The 16,306-nt window shown below is 63.0% G+C and carries 12 protein-coding genes; 6 read left to right on the forward strand and 6 right to left on the reverse strand.

What is annotated here, in order from left to right:
• Positions 1 to 71 precede the first annotated feature (71 nt).
• Both qseB and qseC read left to right on the forward strand, forming a co-directional pair.
• Positions 72 to 734 carry a quorum sensing response regulator transcription factor QseB gene (gene qseB, locus JK232_RS08455; RefSeq protein WP_072928906.1) on the forward strand — a complete coding sequence of 221 codons (663 nt, stop codon included), beginning with the start codon at positions 72 to 74 and terminating at the stop codon, positions 732 to 734.
• Positions 731 to 2,080, forward strand: a complete 1,350-nt coding sequence (qseC, locus tag JK232_RS08460; RefSeq protein ID WP_212589059.1) for a quorum sensing histidine kinase QseC — start codon at positions 731 to 733, stop codon at positions 2,078 to 2,080. The genes qseB and qseC overlap by 4 nt, the downstream gene beginning before the upstream one ends.
• Before the next feature lie 4 nt (positions 2,081 to 2,084).
• Here the strand turns inward: qseC and folK are convergent, their stop codons facing one another.
• The 6 genes from folK to thpR form a co-directional block, all read right to left on the reverse strand.
• A complete protein-coding gene (gene folK, locus JK232_RS08465) occupies positions 2,085 to 2,564 on the reverse strand; it encodes a 2-amino-4-hydroxy-6-hydroxymethyldihydropteridine diphosphokinase (RefSeq protein WP_101828777.1) in 480 nt (159 codons plus the stop codon).
• A complete protein-coding gene (pcnB, locus tag JK232_RS08470) occupies positions 2,561 to 3,979 on the reverse strand; it encodes a polynucleotide adenylyltransferase PcnB (RefSeq protein WP_072928912.1) in 1,419 nt (472 codons plus the stop codon). Before pcnB ends, folK begins: the two co-directional genes overlap by 4 nt.
• A gap of 135 nt (positions 3,980 to 4,114) precedes the next feature.
• Positions 4,115 to 4,987, reverse strand: coding sequence for a tRNA glutamyl-Q(34) synthetase GluQRS (gene gluQRS, locus JK232_RS08475; protein WP_212589060.1), 873 nt, complete (start codon positions 4,985 to 4,987; stop codon positions 4,115 to 4,117).
• A 62-nt stretch (positions 4,988 to 5,049) separates the two neighbouring features.
• The gene (gene dksA / locus JK232_RS08480) at positions 5,050 to 5,505 is read right to left on the reverse strand and encodes an RNA polymerase-binding protein DksA (RefSeq protein WP_072928917.1); all 456 of its coding nucleotides are present in this window, start codon (positions 5,503 to 5,505) and stop codon (positions 5,050 to 5,052) included.
• A gap of 191 nt (positions 5,506 to 5,696) precedes the next feature.
• The gene (sfsA, locus tag JK232_RS08485) at positions 5,697 to 6,404 is read right to left on the reverse strand and encodes a DNA/RNA nuclease SfsA (protein ID WP_072928919.1); all 708 of its coding nucleotides are present in this window, start codon (positions 6,402 to 6,404) and stop codon (positions 5,697 to 5,699) included.
• An 18-nt stretch (positions 6,405 to 6,422) separates the two neighbouring features.
• Positions 6,423 to 6,950 (reverse strand): RNA 2',3'-cyclic phosphodiesterase, encoded by a 528-nt coding sequence (thpR, locus tag JK232_RS08490; RefSeq protein WP_072928921.1) that lies wholly within the window; start codon positions 6,948 to 6,950, stop codon positions 6,423 to 6,425.
• Positions 6,951 to 7,038: 88 nt separating this feature from the next.
• On the opposite strand from thpR, the gene hrpB reads away from it, so the two are divergent.
• The 4 genes from hrpB (at position 7,039) to fhuA (ending at position 16,279) form a co-directional block, all read left to right on the forward strand.
• Positions 7,039 to 9,504: an ATP-dependent helicase HrpB gene (gene hrpB, locus JK232_RS08495; RefSeq protein ID WP_212589061.1), complete on the forward strand. Its 2,466-nt coding sequence runs from the start codon at positions 7,039 to 7,041 to the stop codon at positions 9,502 to 9,504.
• 182 nt (positions 9,505 to 9,686) lie between these two features.
• Positions 9,687 to 12,278, forward strand: a complete 2,592-nt coding sequence (mrcB, locus tag JK232_RS08500) for a bifunctional glycosyl transferase/transpeptidase (RefSeq protein ID WP_101835535.1) — start codon at positions 9,687 to 9,689, stop codon at positions 12,276 to 12,278.
• Between the two features lie 171 nt (positions 12,279 to 12,449).
• On the forward strand, positions 12,450 to 13,847 hold the full coding sequence (locus tag JK232_RS08505; protein WP_101828775.1) for a CBM96 family carbohydrate-binding protein: 1,398 nt from the start codon (positions 12,450 to 12,452) through the stop codon (positions 13,845 to 13,847).
• Between the two features lie 236 nt (positions 13,848 to 14,083).
• Entirely contained in the window at positions 14,084 to 16,279 is a 2,196-nt protein-coding gene (fhuA, locus tag JK232_RS08510) for a ferrichrome porin FhuA (protein ID WP_241522417.1), read from the forward strand.
• The last annotated feature ends 27 nt before the right edge of the window (positions 16,280 to 16,306 follow it).

A 16,306-nucleotide genomic window follows, 5' to 3' on the forward strand; every position in this document is an offset into this window, starting at 1 on the left:
AGCCGCCTTAAGATCCTGTTAAGAAGATCGTGCTTAACTGTAAAGCTAACCGCAGATGAAAGGGAGTGACGATGCGCATTTTGTTGATTGAGGATGACCGGCTGATTGGCGACGGCATCCGCGCCGGGCTGGGCAAACTGGGGTTCAGCCTGGACTGGTTCACCGACGGCCCGACCGGCCGCGACGCGCTGCGGGCCGCGCCCTATGACGCGGTGATCCTGGATTTAAGCCTGCCGGGGCTGGACGGCATGGCGCTGCTGCGTGAGTGGCGTGCCGCCGGGCAGGACACGCCGGTGCTGATCCTGACGGCGCGCGATGCGCTCGACCAGCGGGTGGCCGGGTTGCAGGCGGGCGCGGACGATTACCTCTGCAAGCCGTTCGCGCTGGTCGAGGTGGCCGCGCGGTTGCAGGCGTTGATCCGCCGCCGCCACGGCCACCTGACCCCGCACCTGACGCACGGCGCCCTGGCGTTCGACCCGGCGGCGCGCAGCGTCACGCTGGCGGGCGAACCGGTCACGCTGACGCCCAAAGAGCTGGCGGTGCTGGAGCTGCTGCTCAGCCACAAAGGCCGGGTGCTGCCGCGCTCACTGATTCAGGACAAGCTCTACAGCTGGGACGAGGAGGTCAGCAGCAATGCGGTGGAAGTGCATATTCACCACCTGCGGCGCAAGCTGGGCAATGCGCTTATCCGCACCGTGCACGGCGTCGGTTATACACTGGGGGAGGAAGCATGACGTCACTGAGCCTGCGCGCCCGGCTGATCCTGCTGTTCAGCGTGGTCGCCCTGCTGGTCTGGAGCGTCGCCAGCACGCTGGCGTGGGTGCGTACCCAGCATACGATTAACGAGCTGTTCGACACCCAGCAGATGCTGTTCGCCAAACGGCTGGCCACCTCCGGGGTAGGGGACATCGCCGGTGGGGAGGCGGTGCGGTTGCCGAAAACCAGCACGCTGGTGCGCCACGGCAGCCGGGGGGAGCTGGAAGATGATGCGCTGGCGTTCGCCATTTTCGACCCGCACGGCGGGATGCGGCTGAATGACGGGGAAAACGGCCGGAAGATCCGCTTTGAGGCGCGCGCGCAGGGGTTTATGGACACCACGCTCGCCGGGGATGATGACCGCTGGCGGCTGCTCTGGCTGACCACGCCGGGCGGTGATCGCATCGCGGTGGGGCAGGAGGTGGAGTACCGCGAGGATATGGCGTGGGCGGTGGTGTCCGGGCAGTTTCTGCCGTGGCTGGTGTCACTGCCGCTGCTGGTGCTGCTGATGGCCTGGCTTACCGGCCGTGAGCTCGCGCCGCTGCGGCAGGTGGCGGCGGAGCTGCGGCAACGTGCGCCGGAAGATGGCCGCCCATTGGCGACCCAACGGCTGCCGGCGGAAGTGCTGCCGCTGGCGGCAGCGCTGAATGCGCTGTTTGGGCGCGTCTCATCGATGCTGGTGCGTGAGCGGCGTTTTACCTCGGATGCCGCCCATGAACTGCGCAGCCCGCTGGCAGCATTGCGGGTGCAGACCGAAGTGGCGCAACTGGCGGGGGATGATGAGACGATGCGCACTCACGCGCTCTCGAACCTGACCGAGGGCATTGACCGCGCCACCCGGCTGGTGGATCAGTTGCTGACGCTCTCGCGGCTGGAAGCGCTCAGCGGGCCGGAAGCGCGTGAGCCGGTGGCGTGGGCGGGGCTGGTGCAACAGGCGCTGGCAGAGGTGGAACCTGCGGCGCGCGCCAGACAGATCCGGCTGCATCTGCACAACACCGGCACGCCGCCGGTGACGCACGGGCAGGCGCTGCTGTTGTCACTGATGCTGCGTAACCTGCTGGATAATGCGGTGCGTTACTCGCCGGGCGGCACTACCGTCACGGTGACACTGGGGCCGGAAATCCGGGTCGAGGATCAGGGGCCGGGCATGACGGCAGAACACCTTGCCCGGCTGGGCGAACGGTTTTACCGGCCGCCGGGGCAGCAGGAGAACGGAAGCGGGCTGGGGTTGTCGATTGCGCTGCGCATCGCGGCGCTGCATGGCCTGGCATTGCGGGTGGAAAACCGGCCCGCCGGGGGGCTGGCGGTGGTGATCACCGCCTGAGGCATTACCAGCGGGTGAGGCCGTTGCGATCGACCCCGGCCAGGTGCTGTTGCAGCACCGTGCCGTCCGGGAACACCAGATCCGGGGCGATCTCCGCGAGCGGGTAGAGCATGAATTCGCGGTTCATCATGTCGTAGTGCGGCACGGTCAGGCGCGGGGTGTTGATCACCTGGTCACCATACAACAGCATGTCGAGGTCCAGCGTGCGCGGCCCCCAGCGCTCCGCCTTGCGTACCCGCCCCTGTTGCTGCTCGATAGCCTGAGTGGCGTCCAGCAGGGTTTCCGGCAACAGCGTGGTGTCGAGCGCCACCACGGCATTCAGGTAATCGGGCTGATCTTGCGGGCCGAGGGGTGTGCTGCGGTAGAACGAGGAGCAGGCCACCCGCCGCGTCTGCGGCAGGGCGTCCAGCGCTGCCAGCGCCGCGTTGACCTGATCGAGCGGCTGGGCAAGGTTGCTGCCCAGCGCAAGGTAGACGCGGATCATACGTTGTTATCGCGGCGCGGCGCGCGTTTGCGCGGGCGGCGGGCACGGCTGCGGCGCGGGGCGGCATCGTCACCCAGGTTGGTCAGCATCCCTTTCTGGCGCATCGGGGTGGCTTCCTGGAATTCGCTCCACCATTGGGTCAGCTGTTGCAGGTCGCGGCTGTTTTCCGCTTCAGCACGCAGCGCCAGCAGATCGAAGGCGGCCCGGAATTTCGGGTGCTCCATCAGCTTGTGGGCGCGTTTGCCCTGGCGGCGTGACAGGCGCAGTTGCAGCGCCCAGATGTCACGCACCAGCGTGGTGATGCGTTTCGGGATCGCCAGTGAGCGGCACTGCTCGTCCAGCACATCATTCATCGCCAGCGCGAAGGCGTCGAAATAGGCCAGCCCGCTCTCCTGCGCCAGCTTCTGCGCGTGTTCAATCAGCGGGTACCAGAGCATCGCAGCAAACAGGAACGCCGGGTTGACGCGCATGTCAGTCTGGATGCGGTGGTCGGTATTCCTCAGCACCTGCTCGAGGATGCGCTCCATCGGGCTGTCGCCGCTTTCGGTGAACTGGCGGGCAATCAGCGGGAACAGCGGCTGGAACAGCTGGTATTCACACAGCAGGCGCCAGGTCGGGTAACCGTAGCCGGCCTGCAGCAGCTTCAGGGATTCCTCAAACAGCCGCGCCGGCGGGATCTCATGCAGCAGCGGGGCCAGGCGCGGGATCGGCTCGGCGGTTTCCGCACTGAGTTCCATATCCAGCTTGGCAGCGAAACGCACGGCGCGCAGCATCCGCACCGGGTCTTCACGGTAGCGGGTTTCCGGGTCACCAATCAGGCGGATAATGCCGTCATCCAGGTCACGCAGGCCACCGGCGTAATCGCGCACCGAGAAATCGGCCACGCTGTAATAAAGGCTGTTGATGGTGAAGTCACGGCGTTGCGCGTCTTCCTCAATCGAGCCGAAAATGTTGTCGCGCAGCAGCATACCGTTCCGGCCCTGCTGGGAGGCGTTCTTGTCGGACTGCTCCTGTTCCTGCTCATGGTGGCCGCGGAAGGTCGCCACTTCGATGATTTCCGGGCCGAACATCACATGCGCCAGGCGGAAACGACGCCCGACCAGACGGCAGTTGCGGAACAGCTTGCGCACCTGCTCCGGGGTGGCGTTGGTGGTCACGTCAAAATCTTTGGGCTTCTTACCGAGCAGTAAGTCACGCACGCCGCCGCCGACCAGATAGGCCTCAAAACCTGATTTGTTCAGACGGTACAACACCTTCAGGGCATTTTCACTGATATCCCGGCGGGAGATCGCATGCTGATCGCGCGGAATAATGGTGACAGTCGGCAAAGGCGCCGGCACGGGTTCAACCGTGTCAGGAACGTCGTTTTCGCGGGCCAGTACCTTTCGGCAAAAATTGGCTACTCGGGTAAAAATGGGACACCTCGATAGTGACTAAAATGGACAGAGCAAAAAACAGCGGCTAATCATAGCTCATGCCGGGGGGTTTGAGAATAATGTTATACAGCTGTCAATGCCCGGTTGCCGCGGTTTCTGCGGGTTGCCGGGCGTTTATGGCATGATATCCGCCACTTGCCAATGGGCAACGGCAGAGGCCAGCAATTGCGGCAGGCTGAGATCCTGCCAGTCCTCCGGCACCGGCAGGTGCAGGAAGGCCAGCGCCGCCACCAGGGTCGGGCGCGGGTCGCCCGGCGGCAACGGCGGGGCGTGGTTCTGCTTGGAGAGCTTGTCGCCGTGTTCGTTGACCGCCAGCGGCAGGTGAATATAGTGCGGTGGCTGCCAGCCCAGCTGCTGATAAAGCGCCATCTGGCGCACCGTCGGCTCGATCAGATCCGCGCCGCGCACAATTTCCGTCACGCCCTGATAGTGGTCATCCACCACCACCGCCAGATTATAGGCAAACAGCCCGTCACGCCGGTGGATGATGAAATCCTCTTCCGCCATGCGCGCATCGGCGGCCAGCCAGCCGCGCAGGCCATCCTCAAACCCGTAGACCGGTGCCGTCTGGTGCAGGCGCAGGGCGGCATTCTCCGGCCCGTGGTGCAGCAAGCGGCAATGGCCGTCATAAAACCCGCCGAGGGACTGGATGCGGCTGCGGGTGCAGGTGCAGTAATAGGCCTGCCCGCGGGCGATAAGCTGCCCCAGCACGGCGCGGTAGGCGTCATGGCGATCTGACTGGTAGAGCACCTCGCCGTCCCATAACAAACCATACTGTTCCAGCTGATTCAGGATACGCGCGGCAGCACCCGGCACTTCACGCGGCGGGTCGATGTCTTCGATACGCACCAGCCAGCGGCCACCGCAGGCACGGGCGCGCAGATAACTGCCCAGCGCAGCGATAAGCGAACCAAAGTGAAGCTCACCGGAAGGCGACGGCGCAAAGCGGCCAATATAAGGGGAGGGGGGCGTCAGGGCGTCAGGCATAATAAGAGTGGCGACGACAGCGCGGTGCCGGGGCACCGCGGCCGTCGTCGTGACAGGCTTGCTTAACCGGCCATCTGCTTTTCGCGGATTTCAGCCAGGGTTTTGCAGTCAATACACAAATCAGCAGTCGGACGCGCTTCAAGGCGGCGAATACCAATTTCAACACCACAGGACTCGCAGAAGCCGAAATCTTCGTCTTCTACTTTCTTCAGCGTTTTCTCGATCTTCTTAATCAACTTACGCTCGCGATCGCGGTTACGCAGTTCCAGGCTGAACTCTTCTTCCTGGGCAGCACGGTCTACCGGATCGGGGAAATTAGCGGCTTCGTCCTGCATATGAGACACAGTACGGTCGACTTCATCCCTGAGCTGATTGCGCCACGCTTCAAGAATACGCTTGAAGTGAGTGAGCTGGGCGTCGTTCATATACTCTTCGCCTGGCTTCTCTTGATACGGCTCCACCCCAGCGATGGCGAGAATGCTCAAGGAGGATGTTTTACGGGTTTGCCCTTCTTGCATGTTGCTTCTCCTCATAACACGCACTATCGATCCCCAACGTGGGGAAAAATCAGGCCGCTATAAATAACAGATGGGAAGGTAGATGGCAATTATTCCTCTCACCTGCTTGACAACCCTGTGAGCCGCGGCGTTTTTGGCTTCGCCGCGTGACACACATCAGCCTCGCTGTGGGGTGTCCGGCCTTAGGCTTTTTATTCGCATACCAACGGAATGGGTTGCATCAGGGCAATGCCGGCCGGTGAAAGCTGCGCTCCATAGCTAATCACCTCAACCCCCTGATTTTGCGCCTCTGCCAGCAAGCCGGCGTAACGCGGGTCGATATGGCGGGCGGCAGCCACCTCCTGAATGCCGGAGTGCAGCACCGCGAAAAACAGCACCGCCCGCCGGCCTTCGGCCACCATGTGTTGCAACTCCCGCAGGTGCTTCTGGCCGCGTACTGTCACGGCATCAGGAAAGTAACCACGATCATGTTGCAATAACGTTACAGACTTCACCTCAATATAGCAGTCGGGTTGGTTTTCCGCCTGTAATAACAGGTCGATACGGCTGTTTTCGCCACCATATTTTATTTCACTCTGCACGCGACTGTAACCGGATAATTCAGGGATGCGCCCCTGTTCAACCGCTTCGCGCACCAGCCCGTTAGCCCGTTGAGTATTCACGCAAATCCAGTGCCCCTGTTGCGTTTCAGATAACTCCCAGGTGTGGGCGTATTTGCGTTTCAGGTTGGGTGAGGTGGAGTACCAGACGGTATCACCCGGCGTCGCGCAGCCGGTCATCGCGCCGGTATTGGCGCAGTGCAGCGTCAGCAGGGTGCCGTCAGGGGTGATCACATCGGCCAGAAAACGTTTGTAACGCTTAATCAGGGTGGCGTGTTGCAGTGGGGGGGTAAATAACATGACTCTCCTTGCCCGGCTTCAGGTAAACGGCCAGCTCTGAAGCACGTGATAACGGGTGCGCCCGCGTTCAGTGCGGGATTCGTACAGACAGAAATGGGTGGCGTCCAGCGTCCAGCCCGGCGTGGCAGGCGGCAGCGCGACCGGGTGCACCGCGCCGCGTAACAGGGTGATATGCGGGTGGAACGGCTGGGCGCTCTGCGGGCAGCCGTTACGCGCCGCCTGCGCACGCAACAGGGCCGCCAGCTGCAACAGCCCGCGCGGCGCGCGGCGGGTGCCGAGCCACACCACGCCGGGGCGCGGCCAGTGGCCGAGGTCATCCAGCGTCAGCGGAAAGCCCGGCTGCACAATATTGCCCGCCAGCGCGGCCAGTACCTCCGCCTTGCGGTCACTGACCTCACCCAGAAACGCCAGCGTCAGGTGCAGGTTCGCTGCGGCAACCGGCCGCCCGGCCTCCGCCGGGAACGCCGTGGCGCGCCAGGCGATCACCGCCTGTTGCAGGGCATCCGGCAGCGGCAGGCCGAAAAAGAGGCGGCGTGAGTCGGGCATAAGCGCTCCTGAATGAATTGTCCAAAGGGGATCGGGCGCAATGCTACAATGCGCGGCTGAGAAAGTTAACCGATGTGAGGGGAAAGGTATGGGTGCGGTGACACAGGGCGCGCAGGCGGCGCTGCCGGTCAGCGAGGTGGTGGATGACGTGCTGGCGGCCCTGGCGGCGTCCCCGCAGGTGCTGCTGAATGCGCCGACCGGTGCGGGTAAATCCACCTGGCTGCCGCTGGCGATCCTGGCGCGCGCCGGGCTGCCGGGCCGCATCATCATGCTGGAACCACGGCGGCTGGCGGCGAAAAACGTCGCGCACCGGCTGGCGCAGCAACTGGGCGAAGTGCCGGGGCAGCAGGTTGGCTACCGGATGCGCGCCGAGAGCAAAACCAGCGCCGCCACCCGGCTGGAAGTGGTGACTGAAGGTATCCTGACCCGCATGGTGCAGCAGGACCCGGAACTCTCCGGCGTCTCGCTGGTTATCCTGGATGAGTTCCACGAACGCAGCCTGCAGGCCGACACCGCGCTGGCGCTGCTGCTGGATGTGCAGCAAGGCCTGCGGGATGACCTGAAACTGCTGGTGATGTCCGCCACCCTCGACAATGCCCGGCTGGCAGAACGGTTGCCGGGTGCGCCGGTGATTGTCTCGCAGGGGCGCACCTTCCCGGTGGAGCGGCGTTACCAGCCGCTCGCCGGCCATGAACGGCTGGAGGAGGGCGTGGCCGGGGCGGTGCGGCGGCTGTTGCAAGGCGAACACGGCTCGCTGCTGCTGTTTTTGCCCGGCGTGGCGGAGATCCACCGGGTACAGACGCGGCTGGCGGAAAACCTCCCCACCGACACGGATCTCTGCCCGCTTTACGGCGCACTGCCGCTGGCGGCGCAGCAGCAGGCGATCCAGCCGGCGGCCGCCGGGCGGCGCAAAGTGGTGCTGGCGACCAACATCGCGGAAACCAGCCTGACGATTGAGGGCATCCGCCTGGTGGTAGACAGCGGGCTGGAGCGCAGCACCCGTTTTGACCCGCGCACCGGCGTCACCCGGCTGGTGACCCAGCGCATCAGCCAGGCATCAATGACCCAGCGGGCAGGCCGTGCCGGGCGGCTGTCGCCGGGGATCTGCCTGCACCTGTTCAGCCGCGAGCAGGCGGAGCGCGCCGCCGAACAGGGCGAGCCGGAGATCCTGCAAAGCGACCTCAGCAGCCTGTGGCTGGAGCTGGTGCAGTGGGGTTGCCGTTCACCGGACGATCTCACCTGGCTGGATGCGCCCCCGGCCCCGGCGCTGGCCGCCGCGCAGGATCTGTTGCGGCGCCTCGGCGCGCTGGACGACCAGGGGCGGCTCTCCGCCATCGGGCAGCGTATGGCTGCGCTCGGCGTGGAGCCGCGGCTGGCGGCGATGCTGGTGGCCGGGGCAACCCACAGCGCGGACGCACTGGCGACGGCGGCCCTGCTGGCGGCGATCCTGGAAGAACCGCCGCGCAGCGGCTCGCCGGATCTCAGTGACTGGCTGAGCCGCCCGCAACCGCACTGGCAACGCCGCGCTGCGCTGCTGGCGAAACGCAGCGGCCGCACGGCCGGGCAGCCGTCGCCGGACGAGGCGGGCTGGCTGCTGGCGCAGGCGTTCCCGGACCGCATCGCCCAGCGGCGCGGTGACGACGGGCGCTACCTGCTGGCCAACGGGCTGGGCGCGTCACTGCCGCAGGACGAGGCGCTGACCCGCCACGGCTGGCTGGTGGCCCCCTCCCTGTTGCAAAACAGCAACAGCCCCGATGCCCGCATCCTGCTGGCGCTGCCGGTCGCCATCGAGGCGCTGGCCGCCCGCCTGCCTGCGCTGGTGGAACGGCGGGCGGCCGTGGAGTGGGACGAGGAAAAAGGCACGCTGCGCGCCTGGCAGCGTGAGATGATCGGCCGGCTGGTGCTGAGCGCCCGGGTGCTGGCGAAACCCTCGGATGACGAACTGCAACAGGCGCTGATCGGCTGGATACGCCAGCAGGGGTTAAGCGTGCTGAACTGGGAACCGGCGGCAGAACAGCTGTTGCTGCGGTTGCGCTGCGCCCGGCGCTGGCTGCCGGAAGGCGACTGGCCGCCGGCAGAGGAGGCCGACCTGCTGGCGAACCTTGAAACGTGGCTGTTGCCGTCGCTGGGCAAGGTGCGTGACCTGCGCGCGCTGCGGCAGGTCAACCTGAGCGAGGCGCTGGGCCGCTTGCTGACCTGGCCGCAGCGGCAACGGCTGGATAGTGCGCTGCCGAGCCATTACACTGTGCCGACCGGCAGCCGCCTGCCGCTGCGCTATGATGCGGAAAAACCGCCGGTGCTGGCGGTGCGGTTGCAGGAGATGTTCGGCGAAGAAGCCAGCCCGCGCGTCGCCGAAGGGCGGGTGGCGGTGGTGCTGGAGCTGCTCTCCCCGGCGCACCGGCCGCTGCAAATCACCGCCGATCTGGCGGCGTTCTGGCGCGGCGCATACCGCGAGGTACAGAAAGAGATGAAAGGGCGCTACCCGAAGCACCCCTGGCCGGATGACCCGGCGCAGGCATTGCCGACGCGGCGCACCAAGAAATATCAGCCCTGACCGGTCACCGTGACCCCTTATTTTCAGATGTTTCCGCTGGCCGGGCCGGGCGGCGGATAACAGAGTAGCGCCTTTCCCGGCCCCGTCGATAAGCACAGCAATCTGAAAAGCCACCGCAGGACGCCGCGACTTTTCTCTGGAAATGTAAATGATGAAAGAAAACAGTAGCGTGGAGAACGACAATGTCAGGTGATGACCGCGAACCCATCGGGCGTAAGGGGAAAACGCCGCCTCCCGTCCGCAAGCCCTTACGGCAGCGGCCGCGTAATCGCCGGGATGAGGATGTTGAAGAGATTGAGGACGATGTTGAAGCCGGTATGGCTGAACAGGACAATGTGAATAAAGGTAAGCAACGTATGCCACGTAAGGTAAAGGCGGGCAAACCGCGTAAAAAGCGCGGCTGGTTGGGCCTGCTGGTTAAAATAGGGATTGTGCTGGCAGTGGGGATGGCCATTTACGGCTTCTACCTCGACGGCCAGATCCGCAGCCGCATTGACGGCAAAGTGTGGCAATTGCCTGCCGCGGTGTATGGCCGGATGGTCAACCTCGAGCCGGGCATGAACTACAGCAAGAAAGAGATGGTGGCGCTGCTGGAAGGCACGCAATACCGCGAAGTCACGCGCATCACCCGGCCGGGCGAGTTCACCGTGCACGCCAACAGCATTGAGCTGCTGCGCCGCCCGTTTGAATTCCCGGACGGTAAAGAGGGGCAGATCCACGCCCAGCTGACGTTCAAGGGCGACCGGCTGACGCAGATCCAGAACATGGATAACCAGCGCAATTTCGGCTTCTTCCGCCTCGACCCGCGCCTGATCACCATGTTGCAGTCGCCTAACGGCGAGCAGCGGCTGTTTGTGCCGCGTGCCGGTTTCCCCGATCTGCTGGTGGATACGCTGCTGGCGACCGAAGACCGCCATTTCTACGAGCATGACGGCATCAGCTTCTACTCGATTGGCCGCGCAGTGCTGGCGAACCTGACGGCGGGCCACACGGTGCAGGGGGCGAGTACCCTGACGCAACAGCTGGTGAAGAACCTGTTCCTCACCAACGAGCGCACCTACTGGCGTAAAATCAACGAAGCCTACATGGCGCTGCTGGTGGACAGCCGCTACAGCAAGGATCGCATCCTTGAGCTGTACCTGAACGAGGTTTACCTCGGCCAGAGCGGCAACGACCAGATCCGCGGCTTCCCGCTGGCCAGCCTCTACTATTTCGGCCGCCCGGTGGATGAGCTGAGCCTCGACCAGCAGGCGCTGCTGGTGGGCATGGTGAAAGGGGCGTCGCTGTATAACCCGTGGCGCAACCCGAAACTGGCGCTGGAGCGCCGTAATGTGGTGCTGAAGCTGCTGGAAAAACAGAAGATCATTGATAACGAGCTGTACACCATGCTGAGCGCCCGCCCATTGGGCGTGCAGCCGAAGGGCGGGGTGATTTCACCGCAACCGGCCTTTATGCAGATGGTGCGCCAGGAGCTGCAACAGCGCCTCGGCGACAAGGTCAATGAGATGTCCGGCGTGAAAATCTTCACCACCCTCGACCCGGTGTCGCAGGACGCCGCCGAGCAGGCGGTGGAGGAGGGCGTGCCGCAACTGCGCAAAAAGAGCGGCCTGAAAGACATTGAAACCGCGATGGTGGTGGTGGATCGCTTCACCGGTGAGGTGCGGGCGATGGTCGGCGGCGCGGAGACGCAGTTCGCCGGGTTTAACCGCGCCATGCAGGCACGCCGCCAGGTCGGCTCGCTGGCGAAACCGGCCACCTACCTGACGGCCCTGGCGCAGCCGGACAAATACCGCCTTAACACCCTGCTGGCAGACCAGCCGCTGGCGCTGAAGCTCTCCAACGGCCAGACCTGGAAACCGCAGAACGACGATCACCAGTTCCGCGGCCAGATGCTGCTGGTGGATGCGCTGGCGCGTTCCATGAACGTGCCGACGGTCAACCTCGGCATGGCGGTCGGGCTGGATGAGATAACCAAAACGCTGGTGGCGCTGGGCGTGCCGGAAAACGTGCTGAACCCGGTGCCGTCAATGCTGCTCGGCGCGATTGCGCTGACGCCGATGGAAGTGGCGCAGGAGTTCCAGACCATCGCCAGCGGCGGCAACAAAGCGCCGCTGTCGGCGGTGCGCTCGGTGATCGCTGAAGATGGTTCGGTGCTCTACCAGAGCTTCCCGCAGGCGGAACGCGCCGTCCCGGCACAGGCCGCGTACCTGACGCTCTACGCGATGCAGCAGGTGGTTAACGAAGGGACGTCACGGGCGCTGGCGGTGAAATTCCCCAACCTGCACCTGGCGGCGAAAACCGGCACCTCCAACGACCTGCGTGACAGCTGGTTTGCCGGGGTGGACGGCGATCAGGTGGCGATCACCTGGGTCGGCCGCGACAATAACGGCCCGTCCAAACTCTGGGGCTCTACCGGTGCGATGGCGCTCTACAGCCGCTACCTGGCCAACGAAACGCCGCAGCCGCTGGACTTGCAGGCACCGGAAGACATCACCGAAATGCGTGTGGATTCCGCGGGCAACTTCGTCTGTGGCGGCGGCCTGACCGGTGGGCTGACCGGCGGCGTGGTGCGCAGTATGCCGGTCTGGACCAGTGACCCGGACAGCCTCTGCCAGGCCAGCCTGGCGGCGCAGCAACAGCAGATGCAATTGCAACAGCAGCAGATGCAGCAACAGCAGATGCAGCAGCAACAGCAACAGCAGCAAGCGCCGCAGGATGAGCAGAAAGAGGGCAACGGCATGGCCGGCTGGCTGAAAGAGATGTTCGGCCAGTAACGGGCTGCGCCGTCACTGATAAACGGGTGTGATGCGTGATAACCACGCATCGCACCCTTTTTTTATCAGCCTTATCAATGACGGACGATGTGAGTTGATGATTGGCTGACGCGCCCGTGGCGTGGGTATTTCTGTCTGTGCGATTCCCAACAGCACAATAAGGAGTTCCCTATGCGCCCCTTTTTTCCCTGTACCCTCCTTGGCCTCGCCGCGCTGGTGCCGTTTCACAGCCAGGCACTCAACGGGCAGACCAACGTCGAGTGTGACTACAGCCATACCCTGCCGGACGATGCCATCATGATGCCGGGGATGCCCGGCATGGCGATGTCGCATGATTTCTTCGGCAACACCCATGCCAACGCCTACACCACCAATGAACAACTGTTGACGGATTTCTCCACCACCTGCAACAACAGTTCTGATCACTCCGCCTACTGGGCGCCGTCGCTGCGGCTGCCTGACGGCACGGTGGTACGCCCGGCGTACCAGAAAACCTACTACCAGGCGAGCCAGATAGAGAAGTACCCGATCCAGCCGTTCCCGGCCGGGCTGCAACTGCTGGCCGGCACCCACAACGGCACCAGCCCGAACAAGCTCGCGGTGGACTATTTCTGCCAGGGGCTGGGCTACTCGGACATTCCCAAAAGCAGCTGCCCGCCGCAGCCTAACGGCACGGTGCAGATGAACATTGCGCTGAAGTTCCCCAACTGCTGGGACGGCGTCAACCTTCACCCCGCCATCGGGGTAAAAAATGCCGATTATGCGGTAAATGATGTCTGCCCGGCGGCGTACCCGGTCAAGATCCCGATGGTGAACATGAACATCGCTTACCTGATCCCCAACTCGACGCCGATAGACATGACCAAAGTCGAGCTGTCGCTGGACCCGGTGATCGTGAACGGCAAGGTGGTTGAACAGTGGGGCTCTATCTACAGCGCCCACGGCGATTTTATGAATGGCTGGACGACGCAGGGCGCGGATTTTATGGCGAACCACTGCATGAACCTCGGCCTCTCCTGCGACACCAACATCCCGTTTGCCTACGAGATGGCGTTGCAGGACGTCACAATCAGCAACCTTGATCAGGCAGACAAAAATTTTGCCGGGGAAGAGACGCTGCACGTGCAGGATAACTGGCAGGGCACCCGCAGCCGGAACAAAGAGGAGATTGGGCTTATCCAGTTCACGATCCCGGCCTGGCCGCCGGAGCTGGATATCAATAACAACACGGAGTTCACGTATAAAATCCGGCTGTTTGGCGGCAATGTCTCTGATGCCAATGCCCGAACTATTTATCTCTACGGCACCACCAATGAATGGGACGAGCACACCACCACCTGGAACAGCCGCCCGGCCTGTAATGGCAATGCCGCCGGATCGCTGTATGCCAATAACAAACAGTCTTACCGTTATATTCCGGTGGATGCCGCCGTCAAAGAGGCGATTAAAAACAAACAAACCACCATCTCTTTCTGCATTGGCGGCGAACGTAAGGGCCATGCGTACGCCTTCAGTTCAGCCGAAAGCCCCAACCCGCCGATATTAATGTTGCAGGGATTTAAAAAATAATACGCACGCTATTTATTAATCGTGAAACCCGTAACCATAAAGTTACGGGTTTTTATTTATGTGCGACAAATAGGTTAATAAAAAATAGCCTCGTATTTCATGAGGCCATTTCTTCAGCATATCCGCCGGGGACACTCTATTTCTGCTTGAGTTTAAAATTTCATCCGAATATGATTCTGCCTTCATAATAATAATTCTCGTTTACATTCCTGTTTACCATCATCAGAGAAGCGACCATGCGCACACACTCAGGCACCATGATCCCGGCGGCCTTTCCTCTTGGGAAAGTGACCCTTGCCATTGCGGTTACGTTAGGCACGTTCGTATTACCCGCTACGGCGGCAGAGGGCGACCCGGCGCAAACGGGTGATACCATTACCGTCGTCGGCAGCGGGCCGGATGTGGCGCAGGAAAGCGCATGGGGGCCGGCCGCGACCGTGGCGGCCAAGCGGAGTGCTACCGGCACCAAAACCGATACACCGCTGGTGAAAACACCGCAGTCCGTCTCTGTCGTGACCAGTGACGAGCTGGAAATGCGCCAGCCGGACACGGTAAAAGAGGCGCTGAGCTACACGCCGGGCGTGTTCGCCAGCCGCGGCAGCTCCGACATTCTTGATGCGGTGTCCATCCGCGGCTTTACCAATACCAACACCAACCAGTACCTGGACGGCATTAAACTCCAGGGCGATAACTATTCCGAAGTGTCGATGGACCCGTACTTCCTCGAGCGGGTGGAAGTGCTGCGCGGCCCGTCCTCCGTGCTGTACGGCAAAAGCAACCCCGGCGGCCTGGTCTCTATGGTCAGCAAACGCCCGACCACCGAGACCCTGCGTGAAGTGCAGTTCTCGATGGGTACTGACAACCTCTACCAGACCGGGTTTGATTTCGGCGGTGCCATCGATGACAACGGCGTTTACAGCTACCGCCTGACCGGGCTGGCGCGCAGCCAGGATGCCCAGCAGGAGATGTCCCAGGAGAAGCGTTACGCCATCGCGCCGTCCTTTACCTGGCACCCGGATGACAACACCACCTTCACCTTCCTGAGCAACTTCCAGAACGATCCGGAAGCGGGCTACTACGGCTGGCTGCCGCTGCAAGGCACCGTGGTGCCGTACACCGATGCCAACGGCAACCAGCGCAAACTGCCGGTGAACTACACCGAAGGCGAGCAGGAGGACAAGTTCTCCCGCAACCAGAAGATGGTGGGTTACAGCGCCGAGCACGCGTTCAACGACACCTGGACGGTGCGCCAGAACCTGCGCTACACCATGCTGAGCACCCACTACATCGGCCACTACGGTAACGGCTATGTCGCCCCGGCGACCATCCAGCGTGCCTTTGTCGACTCCAGCGAGAAGCTGAGTAACTTCGACGTGGACACCCAGGCGCAGGCCAAATTCGGCACCGGCCAGGTTGACCACACCCTGCTGATGGGCGTGGACTACATGCGGATGCGTAACGACATCAACGCGGACTACGCGTCCACCAGCAGCATCAATATGACCGCACCGCAGTACGGCAATGATGACTACGATGTCTACTTCCGTTACAACATCCTGAACCGCCAGGAGCAGACCGGCCTCTACGTGCAGGATCAGGCAGAGTGGAACCACTGGCTGCTGACCCTGGGCGGCCGTTATGACTTCGCCAAAAGCACGGTGCTGACCCGCAGCAGCGGTGCCACCGACAAAGACCGCGATGAGCAGTTCACCTGGCGCGGCGGCCTGAACTACCTGTTCGACAACGGGATTTCGCCGTACTTCAGCTACAGCGAATCCTTTGAGCCGGTCAGCGGTGCCACCCAAAGCGGTAAATCGTTCGACCCGTCCCACGGCAAGCAGTATGAAGCCGGGGTGAAATATATCCCGCAAGACCAGCCGATCAGCCTGACGGCGGCGGTTTACCAGCTGACCAAAGACAACAACCTGACGGCCGACCCGACTAACAGCAGCTTCAGCGTGCAGTCCGGCGAAATCCGCTCACGCGGCATCGAGCTGGAAGCGAAAGCCGCAGTCAATGCCAACGTCAACCTGACGGCGTCTTACACCTTCACCGACGCGGAATACACCAAAGACACCAACCTGAAGGGCCAGCGCCCGGTGGAAGTGCCGCGTAACATGGCGTCGCTGTGGGCGGATTACACCTTCCATGAGACGGCGCTCAGCGGCCTGACCCTCGGCAGCGGTGTGCGCTATGTGGGCGCGACCAACACCATTGACGCCGCTAACCAGCAATACAACGTGGCGGCCTATACCCTGGTGGATGCCACCGTGAAATACGATCTGGCGCGCGTCGGCCTGCCGGGTTCCACGGTAGGGCTGAACATCAACAACCTGTTTGACCGCGAATATGTCTCCAGTTGCTACCGCGACTACGCCTGCTACTGGGGCAGCGATCGCCAGGTGGTGGCGACGGCCACCTTCCGCTTCTAACTAAAGGACAGCCTTGCGTTCATGATG

The sequence above is a fragment of the Nissabacter archeti genome, from assembly GCF_018257325.1.
In the GTDB taxonomy this organism is placed as follows: Bacteria; Pseudomonadota; Gammaproteobacteria; order Enterobacterales; family Enterobacteriaceae; genus Chimaeribacter; species Chimaeribacter arupi.

What these genes read in the sequence shown, in the direction of transcription:
- qseB (WP_072928906.1), top strand. Translation starts at nt 72, where the DNA reads ATGCGCATTTTGTTGATTGAGGATGACCGGCTGATTGGCGACGGCATC.
- qseC (WP_212589059.1), top strand. Translation starts at nt 731, where the DNA reads ATGACGTCACTGAGCCTGCGCGCCCGGCTGATCCTGCTGTTCAGCGTG.
- folK (WP_101828777.1), bottom strand. Translation starts at nt 2,564, where the DNA reads ATGATCCGCGTCTACCTTGCGCTGGGCAGCAACCTTGCCCAGCCGCTC.
- gluQRS (WP_212589060.1), bottom strand. Translation starts at nt 4,987, where the DNA reads ATGCCTGACGCCCTGACGCCCCCCTCCCCTTATATTGGCCGCTTTGCG.
- dksA (WP_072928917.1), bottom strand. Translation starts at nt 5,505, where the DNA reads ATGCAAGAAGGGCAAACCCGTAAAACATCCTCCTTGAGCATTCTCGCC.
- sfsA (WP_072928919.1), bottom strand. Translation starts at nt 6,404, where the DNA reads ATGTTATTTACCCCCCCACTGCAACACGCCACCCTGATTAAGCGTTAC.
- thpR (WP_072928921.1), bottom strand. Translation starts at nt 6,950, where the DNA reads ATGCCCGACTCACGCCGCCTCTTTTTCGGCCTGCCGCTGCCGGATGCC.
- hrpB (WP_212589061.1), top strand. Translation starts at nt 7,039, where the DNA reads ATGGGTGCGGTGACACAGGGCGCGCAGGCGGCGCTGCCGGTCAGCGAG.
- mrcB (WP_101835535.1), top strand. Translation starts at nt 9,687, where the DNA reads ATGTCAGGTGATGACCGCGAACCCATCGGGCGTAAGGGGAAAACGCCG.
- JK232_RS08505 (WP_101828775.1), top strand. Translation starts at nt 12,450, where the DNA reads ATGCGCCCCTTTTTTCCCTGTACCCTCCTTGGCCTCGCCGCGCTGGTG.
- fhuA (WP_241522417.1), top strand. Translation starts at nt 14,084, where the DNA reads ATGCGCACACACTCAGGCACCATGATCCCGGCGGCCTTTCCTCTTGGG.